This window comes from Nocardia sp. NPDC003482, from assembly GCF_053588115.1.
In genome coordinates, this window is sequence record NZ_JBSFPI010000033.1 from 1 (window position 1) to 18,778 (window position 18,778).

Genomic DNA, 18,778 nt, shown 5'->3' on the forward strand with positions numbered 1-18,778 from the left:
TATGAACGCGAAAATCCCCCCGAGCTGCATGTTCGCCGAGGGGATTACGTGGCCAAGGCCGGGATCGAACCGGCGACCTTCCGCTTTTCAGGCGGACGCTCGTACCAACTGAGCTACCTGGCCGGGGCACCCGAACCGAATGCCTAGCATACCGTGCGACCCTGACGGGACTCGAACCCGCGACCTCCGCCGTGACAGGGCGGCGCGCTAACCAACTGCGCCACAGGGCCTTGCTCTGCTCCACGGTGTCGCCACCGTACCCCCTACGGGATTCGAACCCGCGCTACCGCCTTGAAAGGGCGGCGTCCTAGGCCGCTAGACGAAGGGGGCCCGCCGGATGTCTCCGGTTCGTTTCTCAACGACTTCCGTTGGGAGCCCGCATAGCTTATGACAGCCGCCGCGGGAAACCCAAATCGGCTGGTCAATGGACCGAATGGGGTGGCCTACACGCTGAGGTCCTCCATCCGGGCGCCGGCCCGCCAGCCGGTGCGGCGGAACTCGTCGAGCCACTCGGGGGTGGCCATGGATTCGATGATGACCTCGAGCGCCTCGGTGAACCGGGTGCGCAGATCCACGCCGGGGCCGAGCAGGTCCACGATGTAGCGCTGACCCGCGAGCGCCGCGGTGAGGGTGCGGGTGAACCGGTCCGGATCGGCGTCCGGGCGCAGTTGCTTCTGCTCGATGGCCCGCACGGCCAGCTGCCGCGCGGCCCGCCCGAGGATGCGCCCGCCGCCGGCCTGGACGTCGCGGTAGAACTCCGGCTCGATGATGAGGCGGAACTCGGCCTGGATGATGATGTCGTTCTCCAGCCGCAACGCGACCTCGTCGACCAGCCCGCGCAGCGCGTCGAGCGGGCCGAGATCGGTTCGGGTGAGCCATCTTTCGGTGGTCGCCCGGTAGCGCTCGACGGCGGCCTCCAGCACCGCCCGCGCCAGGTCCTCCTTGGAGTCGAAGTGGAAGTACATCGCGCCCTTGGTGGCGCGCGACCCCTCCAGTATGCGGTTCAGCGATGCCGCGGCGTAGCCGCTCTTCCCGAATTCAACGGCGGCGGACCTGATGATCGCCGCACGTGTCCGGCGGGCCCGCTCTTGCTGCCGTGCCATGCTCGAAACGCCTCCGAAGCTACTTGCCGCCGCAGACCCCCTGGCAGGAACGGTCGTCGGCGCGAAGTTATGAGATTTTCAATTACTTCCACTCGGGCTACCGCCCGGTTTTCAAACTTTTGGTACGAAAAATGACGAGAAACCTGAAGCACACCAAGTGGTATAGTTCTCGACGCCCGGGTGCGCTGCAGGGGGTGCGCACCCGGGCGTTTTCTTCGTCTCGGATCTGCCTCCTGCGACACGGTCTCCAGGGCATCGCGAGCGGCCAGACCGGTCGCGACACGTTCGGGCACATCAATCATCGGCCGAATCCCGCCCCACCGACGCACACTCGGTTCCGTCGGAATTCACCGAGCGGTCACCGTACCTCGATTCACCGCGCGCCGTAGGGCGTACCGGCAAGTCAGTTCGCTGGATTGCGTTTCATCCCTTATGGCAAATAGCTCGCAACCGCGTGGGCGATTGGCGCCTTTCGCGAATTCCCGCGCGCCCCAGCGCCGTTCATCCCCGCCCGATCCGGCGGCGGTCCACCCGCCCCGGACCACCCTCGACCATCCCGTTCCCCACCGCCTCCGGGACCGCTCCTGCGACACTGTCATCCTCCGCTACCAATTGCGTTGCCACGCATCGTCTTTGAATGATATTTACAGTTAAAGCCACGAAACAAATTGGAGCCCCGGAGAATCTGCGGCCGCTCGCCGCGGCGAGGTTCCACCGGGTGTTCCGAAGCCCTATCGTCGGAAGCGGCCTTCGTGTATCGCCCGGCGCGCGGTTGCCGCGTGTCGACTCGCCGGGGAAGTGCCGCGGCGGCCATTACCGCGCGGAAATTGATCGATTGTCCGGCAGATATATGGCGAGCGCCACCGGTAGGGGTTCACGGATCGGCGCGGCGCACACGGCGTTCCGCGCGAGCGGGTGCCCCCACCAGGGCTCGAACCTGGGACCCACTGATTAAAAGTCAGCTGCTCTACCAACTGAGCTATAGGGGCTCGGCTGGGTCAGACTACAACACAGCCCCCGTATACCCCACATCGGACGCGACGCGCGCGGACGACGGTCGCGGGACAGACCCCTGTTCCCGGGGACAGCGAAATTTGGGCAATCTTGTTGCCACCCAGCACGTTCCGCGAACCGCCGCGGCGTGTCGCCGCGTGGCGGGCCCGGCTTCCGATCTTGCCGCAACCCCCGGGCAGTGCCGCCGCGCGGACGACGGGGCGGGGTGACCGGTCACAGCGGATGGTCTCGAAACGCTGTGAACTACCCGTTTGCCCTTGGCAGAGGCGGTTTTTCACAGGCAGGCTAACGTACAGCGGTGATGAGCGATACAACCGCGGTGCGGATCTCGCGCCTACACTCGGTATCGAACGGAATCGCCGCCGAGGAGGCCGTATGAGTTCCGTCACGGATACCGTCCGGTCGCTCGGATGCGTTTCGCATCACACTTACGGTGCCGTAAGGTATGAGGCCGCGACCGAACGGTCACAGGGGGTCGACGAGCAAGATCGCACGACAACAGCGAAGGGCGCACTTATATGGCAAGGGATCTGACTCAACTCGAACTGCTGACGGAGTTGGAGCCGGTTGCCGAACAGAACGTCAACCGCCACCTCTCCATGGCCAAGGAATGGCATCCGCACGACTACGTGCCGTGGGACGACGGCCGCAACTTCGCGGCCCTCGGTGGGATCGACTGGGATCCGTCCCAGTCCCGGCTGAACGAGGTCGCCAAGGCGGCCATGATCACCAACCTGCTCACCGAGGACAACCTGCCCTCCTACCACCGCGAGATCGCCGAGAACTTCTCTCAGGACGGCGCCTGGGGCACCTGGGTCGGTCGCTGGACCGCCGAGGAGAACCGGCACGGCATCGTCATGCGCGACTACCTCGTGGTGACCCGCGGCGTGGATCCGGTCGCCCTCGAGCAGGCCCGGATGATCCACATGACCAACGGCTTCGCCTCCCCGGCCGAGGCCGACGCCGGCTTCCTGCACTCGGTCGCGTACGTGACCTTCCAGGAGCTGGCCACCCGCGTGAGCCACCGCAACACCGGCAAGGTCTGCGAGGACCCCATCGCCGACCGGATGCTGCAGCGCGTGGCGGCCGACGAGAACCTGCACATGATCTTCTACCGCAACATGTGCGGCGCGGCCCTGGACCTGGCTCCCGATCAGGCGCTCGACGCGATCACCCTGATCCTGGAGAACTTCCAGATGCCCGGCGCGGGTATGCCGAACTTCCGGCGCAACGGCGTGCTGATGGCCAAGCACGGCATCTACGACCTGCGTCAGCATCACGAAGAGGTCGTCATGCCGGTGCTGAAGAAGTGGCGCATCTTCGAGCGCGACGACTTCACCGCGCGCGGCGAGGCGACCCGGGAGCGGCTGGCCCTGTTCCTCGAGAAGCTGAGCAAGGACGTCGTGAAGTTCGAGGAGCAGCGCGACCGCATGCTGGCCCGCGAGGCCGCCAAGCGGGAGCGCGAGTTCGCCGGATCCACCGCGGGCTGAGTCGGACCGGCGTGATTCCGGGCACTCCCGCGGCAATGGGAGACTGGAGTTCATGACCGTCGCGCTCGAGACCGGAAACGACCTGCGGATCGGCCCCTATCGGGTCGATCCGCCGGTCGTTCTCGCCCCGATGGCGGGGATCACCAATGTCGCCTTTCGCACGCTGTGCCGGGAGTTCGGCAGCGCGTCCTCGATCTACGTCTGCGAGATGATCACGGCCCGCGCGGTGGTCGAGCGGAACGAGAAGACGCTGCACATGATGTCGTTCGGGCCGGACGAGTCGCCGCGCTCGATGCAGCTGTACGGCGTCGATCCGAAGACCATCGGCGAGGCCGTGCGGGTGATCGTCGGCGAGGGCTGGGCCGATCACATCGATCTGAATCTGGGCTGCCCGGTGCCCAAGGTGACCCGCCTCGGCGGCGGCGCCGCGCTGCCCTACAAGCGGCGGCTGTTCGAGGCGATCGTGCGCGCGATGGTGAGCGCGGCCGAACCCGCGGGCGTGCCGATCACCGTGAAGTTCCGGATCGGCATCGACGACGAGCACATCACCTATCTGGACGCGGGCCGCATCGCGGAATCCGAGGGCGCGGCCGCGGTGGCCCTGCACGCCCGCACGGCGGCGCAGCGGTACTCCGGCGCGGCGGACTGGTCGGCCATCGCCCGGCTCAAGCAGGCCGTCACCACGATTCCCGTGCTCGGCAACGGCGATATCTTCGCCGCGCGCGACGCGGTCCGCATGATGGCCGAAACCGGTTGCGACGGAGTCGTTGTCGGCCGCGGCTGCCTGGGCCGCCCGTGGCTGTTCGCCGAACTCCAGGCGGCCCTGCGCGGCGAGCCGGTGCCCGCGGGCCCGAATCTGGGCCGGGTCGGGGAGATCCTCTACCGGCACGCCGCCCTGCTGGCCGAGCACTACGGCGAGGACAAGGGCATGCGCGATCTGCGCAAGCACATGGCCTGGTATCTCATGGGCTTCCCGGTCGGCGCCGAACTGCGGCGCTCCTTCGCCGCGGTGTCGACCCTGAGCGAATTGCGGGATCTGATCGGGCAGTTGGATCCGGCCGCGCCCTTCCCCGCGGACGCGGAGGGCCCCCGGGGTCGGCAGGGGTCGCCCGGTAAGGTCAGCCTCCCCCACGGTTGGCTCGACGATCCGGAGGATCGAGCGGTCCCGCTGGCCGCCGATGTCATGCATTCGGGCGGCTGAGGCGCGCTCGTCCGACGTGTCCGGTGGCCCCTCGTGGCTCAATCGTTATCATTGCGAAGGGCGCTGCCGTTGAACCGGCAAGCCGATCCCCGAGAGTGAGCAAAGCGAGGTTCGTTGGTGGGTGACGACGATCGGCGTGGGCAGCCGCCCGGGCCCGGAGGTCGCGCCCCCTGGGAGCGCTACGCCGCAACCGAGAGCGACCGGCCGTCCCGCCGCAACCGCCACGCCGAGGAGACCCCGTCCGCCGCGGGCCCGGTCACGGTGCACGATCTGGTGCAGAAGGTGGACAGCGAGCGCATCGCCGACCTCCCCACCGACAGCACCCTCCCCGCCCAGTCCACCGGAACCGATTCGGCCCCAACACGTTCCGCGTACCGCGCCCCCGCCTCCAACGAGCCGGCGGCTCCCCGTTCCGCGCACCGCGCCCCCACATCGGACGAACCAGCCGCCCCACGGGCCGGACGACGCGCGCCCACGGCCGACGATCCGGCCACCTCGCGGGCCGGGCATCGCGCACCGGCACCGGATGAACGAGCCGGGCATCGCGCGCCCGCATCGGATGAGCCAGCCAGCTCGCGGGCCGCACACCGCACGCCCGCATCGGATGAACCGGGCGCCCCACGGGTCGGACATCGGGCCCCCACATCGGACGAACCAGCCGCCCCACGGGTCGGGCATCGCGCCCCCGCATCGGATGAACCCGCTGCACCACGGGCCGGGCATCGGGCGGCCGGGGCCGACGAGGCCGGGGGTCAGCGGGGCGGGGCGCGCACGGCGTTGGTGGATCAGCCGACCGATATCCTGCCGTTGGCGGATCCGGACGAACCGCCGCCGGGGGTGGCGCGGGGGCGGGGGAAGGCCGAACCCGCGGTGGTCGGGAAGGCCGCGATGTCGCGGCTGGCGGCGAGCAGGCAGCGGCGGGTTCGGCGGGTTCGGTTGATCGCTCGGGGGACTACCGCGGCGGTGGCCGTGTTCGCGCTGGTGTTGACCGGGGTCGGCTGGAACTATCTGCGGGCCACCGACGGTGGTTTCAGCCGGGTGTCGGCGGTGGACGAGAACTCCAGCGACATCGTCAATCCGGCCGGTCAGCTCGGCGACGAGAACTTCCTCATCATCGGCAACGACACCCGCGCGGGCGCCGACGGTCAGATCGGCGCGGGCACCACCGACGACGCCGAGGGCGCGCGTGCCGACACCGTCATGCTGGTGAACATCCCGGAGAACCGGCAGCGCGTCGTGGTGGTCTCCTTCCCGCGCGATCTGGACATCTCCCGCCCGACGTGCGAGGGCTGGGACAACGAGAACCGCCGCTACACCGGCACCACGTTCCCGCCCGCGATCGGCGACAAACTCAACGCCGTCTACGCCCTCGGCGGCCCCAAATGCCTCACCTCGGTGATCTACAAACTGTCCGGCCTGAAGATCAACCACTTCATCGGCCTGGACTTCAGCGGCTTCCAATCCATGGTCGACACGGTCGGCGGCGTGGAGGTCTGCACGTCCAAACCGCTGGTCGACGACGAACTCGGGACCATTTTGCCCACGCCGGGCAAGCAGATCATTAACGGCTCGACCGGACTGGACTACGTGCGCGCCCGGCACGTACAGGGCGAGTTCCGCAGCGACTACGACCGCATCAACCGGCAGCAGCGGTTCATGTCCTCGCTGCTGCGCAGCGCGCTGTCGAACAAGACGCTGTTCGATCCGGGCAAGATGAACGCCTTCATCAACGCCTTCTCCGGCCACGCCCTGATGGACAACGTGAAGGTCAACGACCTGCTCACGCTGGGCCGCTCGCTACAGAAGGTCGACGCCGGGGCCATCACGTTCCTCACCGTTCCCACGGCCGGAACCACGTCCTACGGCAACGAGATTCCGCGCGAGTCCGATATCAGGGCGATCTTCAACGCGATCATCGACGACCAGCCGCTGCCGGGCGAGAAGAAACCGCTCACCCCGCCGCCGACCACCGAGGCGCCCGCTCCCAAGCGGCTCACCGCGGTCGATCCGAGCACGGTCTCGGTGCAGGTCTCCAACGGAACGAGCGTCGGCGGCACCGCGGCCACGGCCGCGAACAAGCTGGCCAATCAGGGCTTCCAGATCTACAACGTCGGAAACTATTCGGGCGCACCGGTTTCCACGACGAAGGTGCGCTACTCCGCCGGGCACGAGAGCGAGGCGGCGACGGTCGCCTCCGCGATCCCGGGCGCGACGCTCGAGACCACGTCGAGTCTGGGCAGCATCGTGGACGTGGTGCTCGGCACGGACTACGCGGGCACGGTCCGCGCGCCGGTCGCCTTCGGCGAGCCGCTGCCCGACGTGCCCACCTCCGCCGGTGGCTCGCCGGAGACCCCGGCGCCGCTGCCGTCGGATCTCGAACATGTCAACGCCGCCGATGACCTGTGTAAATAGTTCACTCACCGTTCGTGACTCGGTCAGTGTGAGGAACTACTGTTGGGTTCCATGCGTGTCATCTACAACGAACAAATGGCTGATCTCGCCAACCTCCTGGGCGAGATGGCGGGCCTGGCCGGCTCGGCCATGGAGCGCGCGACGCAGTCGCTGCTGCAGGCCGATCTGACGCTCGCCGAGCAGGTGATCACCGAATACGACCGGATCGCCGAGATGAACACGCTGGCCGAGGAGAAGGCCTTCGCCCTGCTGGCGTTGCAGGCGCCGGTGGCCGGGGACCTCCGGCAGGTGGTCAGCGCGATCCAGATCGTCGCCGACGTCAACCGCATGGGCGCGCTCGCGCTGCACGTGGCCAAGGTCGCGCGGCGACGGCATCCCAATCACGCCCTGCCCGAGGCCGTCAACGGCTACTTCGCCGAGATGGGCCGGATCGCGGTGAGCATGGGCGCGTCGGCCAAGGAGGTCCTCGAGACGCGCGACCCCGAGCGGGCCGCGCAGCTCACCGAGGAGGACGAGGCGATGGACGACCTGCATCGCCACCTGTTCACCCTGCTCATGGATCGCGAGTGGAAGTTCGGCGTCGCCGCCGCCGTGGACGTCACCCTGCTGGGCCGCTACTACGAGCGCTTCGCCGACCACGCCGTCGAGATCGGCCGCCGCGTGGTCTTCCTGGTGACCGGTGTGCTGCCGTCCGAGGTCGACGCCGAGGCCGAGCGCATCTAGTCCCGCCCGGGGTTCGAGCGCCCCGCCACGCCGATGAGGAGTGCGCTCGAATTCCCTCGCGAGCCGAAAACATGTTGCGAGACCAAGGTTTTGGGGTATTGTGTTGTTGTCCCGGTAATCGGTGATATGAGTCTGTTGGACGGGCTCGGAGTCTGGAGGGGATGGGGGGAAGCAATTCCAGTGCGGCGTTCGCCGCATTATCGGCAGTGAAAACGCCGATCTGACAGCGCATTTCGCATCTCCAGGCCGCACCGAACGATTTCCGATCGATCGGTGCCATACCGATGCCAGCGTGTGCGCGCATCGTCGAAATTCATGGGAGGGATTCGAAGTATGAGCATCGCACGAGGTTTCGCCGCATTCGGCGCCGTCGCGGCTGCGGCGATCGCGATCGGGTCGGCGGCGACCGGAACGGCCGGGGCCAGCCCCGTCGTCGGTCAAAAGTTCGGCGACTGCGCGTGGAGCGCCGACGTCATCTCGCTCGCCGGTGTGCCGATGGACGGCTACGCCAACACGTGGTACATCAAGACCGGACGAAACGACAACACAGAGAAGCCCTGCAGTTTCAATGTGTCGGTCCAGTTCAAACTGAAGGGCAGCGGGGCGATCAAGACCGCGAATTTCGGTAGTACGCGACCCGCGCAGGACATGCTGTTCGACGAGGGTCCGGCGCGCCCGATTTCGGTCAGTTTGCAGGTCTGCCAAGAAGGCGTCGGTTGTTCGGCGTGGGCGAGCCAGCACAGTACCTGGCCCGACGACCACTGACGAATTCGCGGGTATGACGAATGGTCCCGGATCACCGTGGTGATCCGGGACCATTCGTTTCCCGGCCGAAAGGGGAAGGTTAGCCGAACCGGCCGGAGATGTAGTCCTCGGTCTCCTTGCGGGCCGGGTTGGAGAAGATCTTCTCCGTCTCGTCGATCTCGATGAGCTTGCCGGGCTTGCCCTGGGCCTCGAGGTTGAAGAAGGCGGTCTGATCGCTCACGCGCGCGGCCTGCTGCATGTTGTGCGTGACGATGACGATGGTGAACTCCTTCTTCAGCTCGGCGATCAGATCCTCGATCGCGAGCGTGGAGATGGGGTCCAGTGCCGAACAGGGCTCGTCCATCAGCAGCACGTCGGGCGAGACCGCGATCGCGCGGGCGATGCACAGGCGCTGCTGCTGACCGCCGGACAGGCCGCCGCCCGGCTTGTCGAGGCGGTCCTTCACCTCGTTCCAGAGGTTCGCCCCGCGCAGCGAGCGCTCGGCGACCTCGTCGAGCTCCTTGCGGTTGCGCACGCCCTGTAGCTTCAGCCCGGCCACCACATTGTCGCGAATGGACATGGTGGGGAACGGGTTCGGGCGCTGGAACACCATGCCGATGGTGCGCCGCACGCCGACGGGGTCCACGGCCGAGCCGTAGATGTCCTCGCCGTCGAGCAGCACCGCGCCCTCGACGCGGGCGCCCGGGGTCACCTCGTGCATGCGGTTGAGCGAGCGCAGCACCGTGGACTTACCGCACCCGGAGGGACCGATGAAGGCGGTGACGCTGCGGGGCAGCACGGTCAGCGCGACATCGGCCACGGCGTGGAACTTGCCGTAGTAGATGTTGAGGTCTTTGACGTCGATCCGCTTGGCCATGTCGAATATCCGTTCGCTTCTATCGGTTTCGCGTGAGCAGCTTGTTGACGGCCGCCGCCGCGAGGTACAGCAGGGCGATCAGCAGAATGAGGGTGAGCGATGCGCCCCACACGCGCATGCGGCCCGCGGGTTCGGAGTTGGACAGTTCCTGATAGATGAGCAGCGGTAGCGACGCCATATTGCCATTGAAGATGTCGTAGTTGATCGACTTGGAGTAGCCGACCAGCACGAGCACCGGCGCGGTCTCGCCCATCACGCGGGCCACCGCGAGCAGCATGCCGCTGATCATGCCCGGAAGCGCCGTCGGCAGAACGATCCGCACGATGGTTTTCCATTTCGGGATTCCCAACGCGTACGACGCTTCCCGAAGCTCGTCGGGCACGAGCTTCAGCATCTCCTCGGTACTGCGCACCACCACGGGCAACATCAACAGCACCAATGCCAGCGACACGGCGAACGCGCTCTGCGGATAGCCGAGGGTGGCGATCCACAGCGCGAAGATGAACATGGCCGCGACGATCGACGGAACACCGGCCAGAATGTCGACCATGAACGTGGTCGTGCGGGCGAGCCGACCCCGGCCGTACTCGACCAGATAGATCGCCGCCATGATGCCCAGCGGCACCGCGATCACGGCGGCGACGGCGGTCTGCGTGATCGTTCCGTAGAGCGCGTGGTAAACGCCGCCACCGACCTGCTCGGGCAGCACGCCCTTCTGCGACCTGGTGAACCACCCCGTCCGGGTGATCGCCTCGAAACCCTTGCCCACCACCAGAACCAGCACCCAGCCGAGGGGGACGATCGCGATGGCGAAGCAGAGCCACATGACGAAGGTGGCGATGTTGTTGCGAATTCGACGGCCGGTACTGAGCTGTCGGAAGGCGGGCGCCTTGACCGGACGATCGAGCGTCGTGGAGGACATCAGCCGTTCACCTTTCCACCGGCCGCGATGCGAGCCAGCGCGTTGACGATGAAGGTCAAGGCGAACAGCACGAAGCCCGCGGCGATGTAGGCTCCGGTCTTCAAGGGCTCGCTGAATTCGGAGTACGCCGACGCGATCTTCGACGCGAAGGTGTAGCCGCCGTCGAACAGTGACCATTGACCGGGTTTGGCAGAGGTGTGCAGCACGACCAGAACCGCGATCGTCTCACCCAACGCGCGACCGAGGCCCAGCATCGAACCGGCGATGACACCGCTGCGACCGTAGGGGAGCACCGTCATCCGGACGACTTCCCATTTCGTCGCGCCGAGCGCCTGAGCCGCCTCGATGTGCGCGCGCGGCGTCAGATGGAAGACCTCGCGGCTCACCGACGTGATGATCGGCAGGATCATCACCGCCAGCACGACACCGGCCGTGAAGATGGTGCTGCCGCCGGAGATCGACACGTTTCCGGTGTCGAACAGGAAGAACCACCCCAGGTTCCGATTCAGGAACTGCTGCAGTGGATCGAGCTGTGGCGCCAAGACCAGCAGACCCCACAGACCGAACACGATCGAAGGCACCGCGGCCAGCAGATCCACCAGCATGGAGAACGGCCGAGCGAGGACCTTAGGCGCGTACTGCGTGAGGAACAGCGCGATGCCCACACCGATCGGAACAGCGATCACCAGGGCGAACACCGAACTCAACACCGTGACCATGAACAGGTCACGAATACCGAATCGAAGATGACCGGCATCGCGGGTGTTGAACTCCGCACTCGTGAAGAAGTTCGCCTCGTTCGCGGTGATCGAGGGCCAGGCCCGGATCAACAGGAACAAGGCGATCAACGCGATGGCGGCGACGATGATCGCACCGGCCGCGGTGGCCAGGTAGCGGAAGAGGGCCTCGGCCCGCTTGCTGTGGACCCTCTCGCTCTCGCGTTCGATCCGGCCCGGCCCGGTCTTGCTGTCGCTCGGCATGGAGGCAGTATCTCCGCCCGCCCGCGGGCCGGTCGAGTCCGACTGGCCCGCGGTGACTTCGTCGTGAACGGTCATGTGAGTTCCGCGATCAGGAGATGGCGTTGATGGCGGTGGTCAGCTTGGTCTTGAAGGAATCCGGGATCGGCACGTAGCCGGCCTGGTCCAGACCGTTCTGACCGTTGTTGATCGCCGAGGTGAGGAACGCCTTGACGGCCTTGCCGGTGTCGGCGTCGCTGTACTTCGAGCAGACGATCTCGTAGGTCGCCAGCATGATCGGGTAGGCGCCCGGATCGGTCGGCTTGTAGAACGAGCTGGTGTCGATGACCAGGTCGTTGCCCTGCCCGCTGATCTTCGCCGCGGCGACGGCCTTCTGGGCCGAGTCGACGGTCAGCTCGACCGGCTTGACGGCGGCATCGGTGAGGATGCGCGCGACCGACAGGTTCTGCGACTTGGCGAACGACCACTCGTTGTAGGTGATCGCACCCTTGGTGTTCTTGATCGCGGCCGAGGTGCCCTCGTTGCCCTTGGCGCCCTCACCGATACCACCGGCGAACGCCTTGCCCGCGCCCTTGCCCCACGCGCCGTTGCTCGCGGCGTCCAGGTATTTCTGGAAGTTGTCGGTGGTGCCCGACTCGTCGGAGCGGAAGATCACGTGGATGTCGGAATCCGGCAGCTTCGACGCGCTGGCCGTGTTCAGCTTCTGGATCTCCGGCGCGTTCCACTTGGTGATCTGGCCGTTGAAGATCTTGGCCGCGGTGGGACCGTCGAGCGCGAGATCGGTGATGCCGTCCAGGTTGTAGGTCACGGCGATCGGGCCGAACACGGTCGGCAGGTTCCAGGCGGGCGCGCCACAGCGGGCGGCGGCCTTGTCGGTCTCCCCCTTCTTGGCGTCCAGCGGGGAGTCCGAACCACCGAAATCGGTTTGGCCGCCGACGAATTCGTTCACACCCGCACCGGAGCCGCTGGAGGTGTAGTCCAGGTTGAAGCCGTCGCAGTTGGACTCGTAGGCGTTGACGAAGCGGTCCATGGCGTTCTTCTGCGCCGAGGAACCGCTGGCCTTCAGCGACTTCTTGCCGCCGCAGGCGACGCTGACCTTGCTGCCATTGTCGCCGCCCGAGTTCGAGTTGTCGTCGCTGCCACACGCGGACAAGGTCAGGGCAGCGCTCGCGGCCAGCACGCCGACCAGGGCGCTGCTGCGCTTGAGATTCACCTAATTCCTCCGGGAATCATCGGTACGCGCCCGATCCCTCAACGACCGGGCGGGTGCTGTGGCGCGCGCGTTCGCGGGGAACTTGCGCACCAGGCAGCGGAGAGCCGCCCACAGCCAACCTAGATTCGACCGGTTGACAGTTGGACCAGGGTAAGTGAACGCGGGGTGAACAACCCGGCGCGATTGCGTCTTATATGTGTGACATTTGCCGCAGAGTTACTGGCGGGCGGCATAAGCCACGTCGACATGGGCCGGTTCGAAGCCGAGCCGGGTGTAGGTGCGCACGGCCGCGGTGTTGTCGGCCTCGGTGTAGAGCAGCACCTCGGCCAGGCCGCGCTCGCGCAGGTGGTGCAGGCCCGCCAGGGTGAGCAGGCGGCCCAGCCCGCGCCCCTGCGCACCTGGGTCGATCGCCACGACGTAGACCTCGCCGACGGGCGGATTCTCGTCGTCGTGCACCTTCGTCCAGTGGAAGCCCAGCAGCCGGTCCGGCTCGGCCGGATCGAAGGCCAGGAACAGGCCCTTGGGATCGAACCAGGCGGCCTCCCGGCGGACCGCGATCTCCGATTCGCTCCAGCCCCCTTGTTCGGGGTGCCAGTCGAAGGCGGCGTTGTTGACGCGTAACAGTTCGGCGTCGTCCTCGGGCCCGGCGTAGGTGCGAATCGTGATGCCCTCGGGCACCGCCAGTTCCGGTAGCTCGGGCGTTGCCAGCGAGCGTCGCATCTGCCACAGCTCGCGCGCGACGGTCAGCCCCAACCGCCCCGCGACGGCCCGCGCCGGGGCGAGATTCCCGTGCGCCCACACCCGCGCGCCCGGCCCGCCCGCGGCCAGCACCGCCGCCACGAGCGCGGCCCCGATGCCCCGCCCGCGCGAACGCGGATCCACCACGGCCTCCGCCATCGCGGGGTGATCCCCGTGCGCCGCAACGAGATTCGCGTATCCGGTCACCACGCCGTCGCGCTCGACCAGCAGATGCCGGGCGGCGGCCGGGCGGGTCAGCGAGAGGATCGCCTGTTCGGAAACGGGTGCGACGCCGTCGGCGGCGGCGGCCCGCTCGACGGTCTCGGCGACGCGGCGCGCGGTCTCGGGGGCGACCTCGTCGGACCAGCCGGTCAGCGGCGCGGTCACGACAGCGACCCGTTGACCTGCGTCAGCTGCGAATCGTCGGTGCCGTCGGGATTGTCGTCCTCGTCCGGAAAGGCCGGGGCCGCATCGCCTTTCGCCGAGCGCGCCGGGCGCACGGCCTTGTACCCGACATTGCGGACCGTGCCGATGAGCGATTCGTATTCGCTGCCGAGCTTGGCGCGCAGCCGCCGCACGTGCACGTCGACCGTGCGGGTGCCGCCGAAGAAGTCGTAGCCCCACACCTCCTGCAACAGCTGGGCGCGGGTGAACACCCGGCCCGCGTGCTGGGCGAGGTACTTCAGCAGCTCGAATTCCTTGTAGGTCAGATCGAGCGGGCGGCCGCGCAGCCGGGCGGTGTAGGTGCCCTCGTCGATCACCAGTTCGCCCAGGGTGATCTTGCCGCTGTTCTCCGGGCTCGCGGCCCCGCCGTTGCGCGCCACCAGCAGGCGCAGCCGGGCGTCGAGTTCGGCGGGCCCGGTGCCGGGCAGCAGGATGTCGTCCAGACCCCAGTCGGCGTTCACCGCGACCAGACCGCCCTCGGTCAGCACGGCCACCACCGGAACCGACGAGCCGGTGCTGCCGAGCAGTCGGCACAGCCCGCGCGCGGCGGCCAGGTCGGTTCTCGCGTCCACCAGCGCGACGTCGGCCGTCCCGGCCTCGAGCAGCGAGGCCACCTCGGTCGGCGCGGGCCGGACGTTGTGCGGCAGCAGCGACAACGACGGCAGCACCGACTCCGGATTCGGGTCGGAGGTCAGCAGGAGCAGCTCCATCAGCTCTCCTCCCAATCTCGGCATGTCCGCGGCAACCTCGGTGTCATTCGCGATTCCATGCTCGTTCGCACAGGTAATCCGTGCCTACATTAGCGCGTGCACGCCATCGACCACGCATTCCGGGCAACCGACGCACCCCGCGGGCTCGAGCCGCGCTCTGTACCAACCGATATCGTGCGTGCATGCGTTGTTCACCCGGAATCGAGGGCCGTCGTCCATGCGCAAGGTGATCGTCGGGGTGCTGCTGGTGCTGGCGCTGGCGGTGGTGGCCGATTTCACCGCGGCGGCCTACACCGAGTACCGGGTGTCGCGGGCCCTGCGCGCGGGCGGCGATCTGAGCGCCGACCCCGAGGTCACCATCCACGGTTTCCCGTTCACCGTCCAGAGCTGGCGCGGCGACTACCGCAACGTCGAGATCCGGGCGCGCGCCAATCATCCCGAGATTCCGGGCGAGATCCTGGTCGAGGCCACCCTCAACGGCGTGCACATCCCGGTCGACGACCTGGTCGGCGGCAATCTGCGGGCGGTGCCGGTGGATCGGGTGGCCGGGCGGATGCGCATCGACTCCCTGGAACTGGGCCGCTTGCTCAACATCCCCAACCTCTCGCTGACCGGACCGCCCGCCGACAAATCCGACGGCACCGGCGGCTCGGGCGGCACGGGAATGACCACCCAGGGCAATACCTATCTGCTGACCGGGACGATCGCGCTCGGCCCGGAGGCACGCAGCACCGCGCGGGTCAGCGTCAAGGTGAACCTGCTGCTCGACGGCGACCAAGTGCGCGTGGTCGCCACGGATATCTATCGTGGTGAGGAGGCCGACACCACGACCGCCGCGCTGAACAGCCCGGATCTGGACAAGACCGCGGTGCTGGCCCGTTTCACCAGGACCATCGACACCCGGGATCTGCCGTTCGGCGTGCATCCCACCAAGGTCCAGGCGCTCGGCGGCGACATCATCGTCGAGGGCGAAGGCGAGGACATGACGATCGATATGAACAGGTTTGCCCGATCATGACGCAGATCACGATTCTGGTGCTGGTACTGGCCGCCGGGCTCGCGGTGGGCCTGGCCTACCGCCTGCGCGAGGGCCGCGTGCGCACCTCGTCGCGGCGCATCGAGACCTCCGACGACACCCGGACCGAACTGCTCGCCGCGGTCGGCGTGCGGGGCGAGGCTCCCGCAGTGGTGCACTTCTCCGCCGAGTGGTGCGGCCCGTGCGCGGCGGTCCGGCGGGTGGTGGCCGGGGTGGTCGCCGATCTGTCGCAGACCCCGCAGCCGCCGCAGGACGTCGAGGTCGACATCGACGCCGAACCCGCGCTCGCCAAGGAACTCAACGTCCTGTCGCTGCCGACGACCTTCGTCTTCGACGCCCGCGGCCGGGAGCGATTCCGCATCTCCGGGGTGCCGAAGGCGGGTGACCTGCGCAGCGCGCTCAGCCCGCTGACCGTGCCCGAAGCCGCTTAGGTACGCGAGTTCCGGACCCCGGGTCCAATTCCCGCGCCGAACCGGGTAAACTGCTTCTCGTGCAAACCCGCCGAGAGCTGATGCTCACCCGACGCCGCACGGTCGATCTGTGCCGGCTCGGCGGTTGTTGCTGCCTGTGCATCTAGCCGGTCGGCCTTTCGCACCCTCCTTCTGACGCCGACCGGTTTTTCCACCGTCCGATGATCCCGTTCTTCCACCGGATCCGTTGACAGCCGAAATCGATTGCAGCGCAGGAGTTTTCCGATGTCGGAGCACACCGCTACCCCCTTATCCCGAATCCCCGAGGGCCACGTCGACGTGCGCGGCCCCCGCTTCGCGGCCTGGATCACGACCGGCGTGCTCGTGCTGGTCCTGATCGCCGCCGCGTTCTCGACCCCGCTCGCCGCGGTCCTGATCGGCGTGCAGACCGTCGTCTTCGCGCTCGGCGCGCTGAACGGTCCCCGGCGCAGTCCCTACGGATGGCTGTTCGCCAAGGTGGTCGCGCCGCGCCTCGGCCCGGCGCCGGAGACCGAACCGGCCGCGCCCGTGCGGTTCGCCCAGCTGGTCGGCTTCGTGTTCGCCGCGATCGCCTTCCTGGGCTTCGCGTTCGGCAGTGGCCTGGTCGGTACGATCTTCACCGCCTTCGCCCTGTTCGCGGCGTTCCTGAACGCGGCCTTCGGCATCTGCCTGGGCTGCCAGCTCTACCCCTTCGTCCAGCGGCTGATCCCCCGCCCCACCGACTCCCCGTCCTAGCCCGGCAAGTCACATCTCGAAAGGAACAACATGGCTCGCTCCGATGTCCTGGTCTCCGCAGACTGGGTCGAAGAGAACCTCAACACCCCCGGCGTCGTGATCGTCGAGGTCGACGAGGACACCTCCGCCTACGACACGGGTCACATCGAGGGCGCCGTCAAGCTCGACTGGAAGCAGGACCTGCAGGACTCGGTGCGGCGTGACTTCGTCAACCGCGAGCAGTTCTCGGATCTGCTGTCGGCGCGCGGCATCTCCAACGACGACACCGTCGTCCTCTACGGCGGCAACAACAACTGGTTCGCCGCGTACGCGTACTGGTACTTCAAGCTCTACGGCCACCAGAACGTCAAGCTGCTCGACGGCGGCCGCAAGAAGTGGGAGCTCGACGGCCGCCCGCTGTCGCAGGACGCGGTGAACCGCCCGGCCACCACCTACAAGGCCGGCGACCAGGACCTGTCCATCCGCGCGTTCCGCGACGAGGTCATCGACGCGATCAACAGCAAGAACCTGGTCGACGTCCGCTCGCCCGACGAGTTCTCCGGCAAGATCCTCGCCCCCGCGCACCTGCCGCAGGAGCAGAGCCAGCGGCCCGGCCACATCCCCGGCGCGATCAACGTGCCGTGGAGCAAGGCCGCGAACGAGGACGGCACCTTCCGCTCCGACGAGGAGCTGAAGCAGATCTACGGTGACGCGGGCCTCGACGACGGCAAGGAGACCATCGCCTACTGCCGCATCGGCGAGCGGTCCTCGCACACCTGGTTCGTGCTGCACGAACTGCTGGGCCACCAGAGCGTCAAGAACTACGACGGGAGCTGGACCGAATACGGCTCCCTCGTCGGCGCGCCGATCGAGTTGGGAGCGTAATCATCATGTGTTCTGCACCTACCCAGGGTCAGGCCTTACCGGCCAACGTGGACGTGGAGAAGGAGACCGTGCTGACCGGTCGCGTGCTCGACGGCGAGGGCAACCCCGTCGGCGGCGCGTTCGTCCGGCTGCTGGACTCGAGCGACGAGTTCACCGCCGAGGTCGTGGCCTCGGGCACCGGTGACTTCCGCTTCTTCGCCGCGCCGGGCGAGTGGACCGTGCGCGCGCTGTCGTCGGCCGGCAACGGCTCGGCGAAGGTGACGCCCGAGGGCGCCGGCATCCACACCGTCGACGTCACGGTGGCGAAGTAGCGCGATACGTCACAGGAAACAGCCCCGGGAGCGTTGTTCCCGGGGCTGTTTCGTTAGACTCCATTCGTGGTCCTTGCCTTCGAGATTCTGCTGGTTCTGGTCTCCGTCCTGATCGCCTGGTTCGGGCTCTACGTCCTCTACCGGCTGTTCACCGAGTCGTGAGCGACGAACCGAGCGACAACACGACAGACGCGCATCGCAGCGGCGACCAGGCGGTCGCCGAGGCGGCCGAGCGCGCGAAATCCACTGGGGCGCGCAACATTCCGCAGCTGCCCGATCTGCCCCTGCCCACCGACACCGCGAATCTGCGCCAAGGCCCGGACCTGAGCTCGTCCATGCTCGCCCTGCTGCCGCTGGTCGGCGTGTGGCGCGGCGAGGGCGAGGGCAACGACGCCGCGCGCGGCGACTACCACTTCGGTCAGCAGATCGTGGTCTCCCACGACGGCGGCGACTACCTGTCCTGGGAATCCCGGTCGTGGGTGATCGAACCCGACGGCTCCTACGGCGGCCCGGATCTGCGCGAGGCGGGTTTCTGGCGGGTCGGCATCGACGGCGACGACGAGGTGATCGAGCTGCTGCTCACGCACAGCTCCGGCATCGTCGAACTGTTCTACGGCCAGGCCCTCACCCAGTCCTCCTGGGAGCTGGCCACCGACGTGGTGATCCGCAGCCAGTCCGGCGCGGTGGTGGGCGGGGCGAAGCGCCTCTACGGCATCATCGAGGGCGGTGACCTCGGCTACGTCGAGGAGCGCGTGGAGGCCGACGGCGCCCTGAAGCCTCGCCTGTCGGCCCGCCTGCAACGCTACATCGGCTGA

Annotated in this window: 18 protein-coding genes and 4 tRNA genes; 11 read left to right on the forward strand and 11 right to left on the reverse strand. The window is 67.6% G+C overall.

Annotation, left to right across the window (positions count from 1 at the left end):
* Positions 1 to 49: 49 nt before the first annotated feature.
* The 5 genes from ACWDSJ_RS34275 to ACWDSJ_RS34295 all read right to left on the reverse strand — a co-directional run bounded on the left by ACWDSJ_RS34275 (position 50) and on the right by ACWDSJ_RS34295 (position 2,092).
* Positions 50 to 123: transfer RNA gene (locus ACWDSJ_RS34275), tRNA-Phe, on the reverse strand.
* Positions 124 to 156: 33 nt separating this feature from the next.
* Positions 157 to 230: transfer RNA gene (locus ACWDSJ_RS34280), tRNA-Asp, on the reverse strand.
* A 27-nt stretch (positions 231 to 257) separates the two neighbouring features.
* A tRNA-Glu gene (locus ACWDSJ_RS34285) sits at positions 258 to 330 on the reverse strand.
* Between the two features lie 113 nt (positions 331 to 443).
* Positions 444 to 1,103, reverse strand: a complete 660-nt coding sequence (locus tag ACWDSJ_RS34290) for a TetR family transcriptional regulator (protein WP_387367729.1) — start codon at positions 1,101 to 1,103, stop codon at positions 444 to 446.
* A 916-nt stretch (positions 1,104 to 2,019) separates the two neighbouring features.
* A tRNA-Lys gene (locus ACWDSJ_RS34295) sits at positions 2,020 to 2,092 on the reverse strand.
* 543 nt (positions 2,093 to 2,635) lie between these two features.
* Between ACWDSJ_RS34295 and ACWDSJ_RS34300 the strand changes: the two genes are divergently transcribed.
* The 5 genes from ACWDSJ_RS34300 (at position 2,636) to ACWDSJ_RS34320 (ending at position 8,708) form a co-directional block, all read left to right on the forward strand.
* Positions 2,636 to 3,607, forward strand: a complete 972-nt coding sequence (locus ACWDSJ_RS34300; RefSeq protein WP_387367726.1) for an acyl-ACP desaturase — start codon at positions 2,636 to 2,638, stop codon at positions 3,605 to 3,607.
* Positions 3,608 to 3,659: 52 nt separating this feature from the next.
* Positions 3,660 to 4,808, forward strand: coding sequence for a tRNA dihydrouridine synthase DusB (dusB, locus tag ACWDSJ_RS34305; RefSeq protein ID WP_387367724.1), 1,149 nt, complete (start codon positions 3,660 to 3,662; stop codon positions 4,806 to 4,808).
* A 117-nt stretch (positions 4,809 to 4,925) separates the two neighbouring features.
* Entirely contained in the window at positions 4,926 to 7,220 is a 2,295-nt protein-coding gene (locus tag ACWDSJ_RS34310) for an LCP family glycopolymer transferase (protein ID WP_450036938.1), read from the forward strand.
* 51 nt (positions 7,221 to 7,271) lie between these two features.
* On the forward strand, positions 7,272 to 7,943 hold the full coding sequence (phoU, locus tag ACWDSJ_RS34315; protein ID WP_387367718.1) for a phosphate signaling complex protein PhoU: 672 nt from the start codon (positions 7,272 to 7,274) through the stop codon (positions 7,941 to 7,943).
* A gap of 333 nt (positions 7,944 to 8,276) precedes the next feature.
* The gene (locus ACWDSJ_RS34320; RefSeq protein ID WP_450036940.1) at positions 8,277 to 8,708 is read left to right on the forward strand and encodes a hypothetical protein; all 432 of its coding nucleotides are present in this window, start codon (positions 8,277 to 8,279) and stop codon (positions 8,706 to 8,708) included.
* A gap of 79 nt (positions 8,709 to 8,787) precedes the next feature.
* Here the strand turns inward: ACWDSJ_RS34320 and pstB are convergent, their stop codons facing one another.
* The 6 genes from pstB to ACWDSJ_RS34350 form a co-directional block, all read right to left on the reverse strand.
* Complete coding sequence (gene pstB / locus ACWDSJ_RS34325; RefSeq protein WP_387367712.1) at positions 8,788 to 9,564, reverse strand: phosphate ABC transporter ATP-binding protein PstB; 777 nt, start codon at positions 9,562 to 9,564, stop codon at positions 8,788 to 8,790.
* A 19-nt stretch (positions 9,565 to 9,583) separates the two neighbouring features.
* Positions 9,584 to 10,486, reverse strand: a complete 903-nt coding sequence (pstA, locus tag ACWDSJ_RS34330; protein ID WP_450036942.1) for a phosphate ABC transporter permease PstA — start codon at positions 10,484 to 10,486, stop codon at positions 9,584 to 9,586.
* Positions 10,486 to 11,466 (reverse strand): phosphate ABC transporter permease subunit PstC, encoded by a 981-nt coding sequence (gene pstC, locus ACWDSJ_RS34335; protein ID WP_450036943.1) that lies wholly within the window; start codon positions 11,464 to 11,466, stop codon positions 10,486 to 10,488. The genes pstA and pstC overlap by 1 nt, the downstream gene beginning before the upstream one ends.
* An 88-nt stretch (positions 11,467 to 11,554) precedes the next feature.
* Positions 11,555 to 12,676 carry a phosphate ABC transporter substrate-binding protein PstS gene (pstS, locus tag ACWDSJ_RS34340; RefSeq protein ID WP_450036945.1) on the reverse strand — a complete coding sequence of 374 codons (1,122 nt, stop codon included), beginning with the start codon at positions 12,674 to 12,676 and terminating at the stop codon, positions 11,555 to 11,557.
* A gap of 216 nt (positions 12,677 to 12,892) precedes the next feature.
* Positions 12,893 to 13,801 (reverse strand): mycothiol synthase, encoded by a 909-nt coding sequence (gene mshD, locus ACWDSJ_RS34345; protein ID WP_450036946.1) that lies wholly within the window; start codon positions 13,799 to 13,801, stop codon positions 12,893 to 12,895.
* Positions 13,798 to 14,568, reverse strand: coding sequence for a winged helix-turn-helix transcriptional regulator (locus ACWDSJ_RS34350; protein ID WP_387367698.1), 771 nt, complete (start codon positions 14,566 to 14,568; stop codon positions 13,798 to 13,800). Before ACWDSJ_RS34350 ends, mshD begins: the two co-directional genes overlap by 4 nt.
* A 217-nt stretch (positions 14,569 to 14,785) precedes the next feature.
* Here ACWDSJ_RS34350 and ACWDSJ_RS34355 point away from each other — a divergent pair, with 217 nt between their 5' ends.
* From ACWDSJ_RS34355 to ACWDSJ_RS34380, 6 genes are all read left to right on the forward strand, one after another.
* Positions 14,786 to 15,586, forward strand: a complete 801-nt coding sequence (locus ACWDSJ_RS34355; protein WP_450036948.1) for an LmeA family phospholipid-binding protein — start codon at positions 14,786 to 14,788, stop codon at positions 15,584 to 15,586.
* Complete coding sequence (locus ACWDSJ_RS34360; protein WP_387367692.1) at positions 15,583 to 16,035, forward strand: thioredoxin family protein; 453 nt, start codon at positions 15,583 to 15,585, stop codon at positions 16,033 to 16,035. The genes ACWDSJ_RS34355 and ACWDSJ_RS34360 overlap by 4 nt, the downstream gene beginning before the upstream one ends.
* 264 nt (positions 16,036 to 16,299) lie before the next feature.
* A complete protein-coding gene (locus tag ACWDSJ_RS34365; RefSeq protein WP_450036949.1) occupies positions 16,300 to 16,788 on the forward strand; it encodes a DUF4395 domain-containing protein in 489 nt (162 codons plus the stop codon).
* A 30-nt stretch (positions 16,789 to 16,818) separates the two neighbouring features.
* Entirely contained in the window at positions 16,819 to 17,652 is an 834-nt protein-coding gene (locus ACWDSJ_RS34370) for a sulfurtransferase (RefSeq protein WP_387367686.1), read from the forward strand.
* Between the two features lie 5 nt (positions 17,653 to 17,657).
* Positions 17,658 to 17,963 carry a DUF1416 domain-containing protein gene (locus tag ACWDSJ_RS34375; RefSeq protein ID WP_387367683.1) on the forward strand — a complete coding sequence of 102 codons (306 nt, stop codon included), beginning with the start codon at positions 17,658 to 17,660 and terminating at the stop codon, positions 17,961 to 17,963.
* Positions 17,964 to 18,121: 158 nt separating this feature from the next.
* A complete protein-coding gene (locus tag ACWDSJ_RS34380; protein WP_450036951.1) occupies positions 18,122 to 18,778 on the forward strand; it encodes an FABP family protein in 657 nt (218 codons plus the stop codon).

Coding starts and splice junctions, on each gene's coding strand:
- dusB (WP_387367724.1), top strand. CDS start 3,660: ATGACCGTCGCGCTCGAGACCGGAAACGACCTGCGGATCGGCCCCTAT.
- ACWDSJ_RS34300 (WP_387367726.1), top strand. CDS start 2,636: ATGGCAAGGGATCTGACTCAACTCGAACTGCTGACGGAGTTGGAGCCG.
- ACWDSJ_RS34365 (WP_450036949.1), top strand. CDS start 16,300: ATGTCGGAGCACACCGCTACCCCCTTATCCCGAATCCCCGAGGGCCAC.
- ACWDSJ_RS34370 (WP_387367686.1), top strand. CDS start 16,819: ATGGCTCGCTCCGATGTCCTGGTCTCCGCAGACTGGGTCGAAGAGAAC.
- phoU (WP_387367718.1), top strand. CDS start 7,272: ATGCGTGTCATCTACAACGAACAAATGGCTGATCTCGCCAACCTCCTG.
- pstB (WP_387367712.1), bottom strand. CDS start 9,564: ATGGCCAAGCGGATCGACGTCAAAGACCTCAACATCTACTACGGCAAG.
- ACWDSJ_RS34355 (WP_450036948.1), top strand. CDS start 14,786: ATGCGCAAGGTGATCGTCGGGGTGCTGCTGGTGCTGGCGCTGGCGGTG.
- ACWDSJ_RS34290 (WP_387367729.1), bottom strand. CDS start 1,103: ATGGCACGGCAGCAAGAGCGGGCCCGCCGGACACGTGCGGCGATCATC.
- pstC (WP_450036943.1), bottom strand. CDS start 11,466: ATGCCGAGCGACAGCAAGACCGGGCCGGGCCGGATCGAACGCGAGAGC.
- ACWDSJ_RS34375 (WP_387367683.1), top strand. CDS start 17,658: ATGTGTTCTGCACCTACCCAGGGTCAGGCCTTACCGGCCAACGTGGAC.
- ACWDSJ_RS34350 (WP_387367698.1), bottom strand. CDS start 14,568: ATGGAGCTGCTCCTGCTGACCTCCGACCCGAATCCGGAGTCGGTGCTG.
- ACWDSJ_RS34320 (WP_450036940.1), top strand. CDS start 8,277: ATGAGCATCGCACGAGGTTTCGCCGCATTCGGCGCCGTCGCGGCTGCG.
- pstA (WP_450036942.1), bottom strand. CDS start 10,486: ATGTCCTCCACGACGCTCGATCGTCCGGTCAAGGCGCCCGCCTTCCGA.
- ACWDSJ_RS34360 (WP_387367692.1), top strand. CDS start 15,583: ATGACGCAGATCACGATTCTGGTGCTGGTACTGGCCGCCGGGCTCGCG.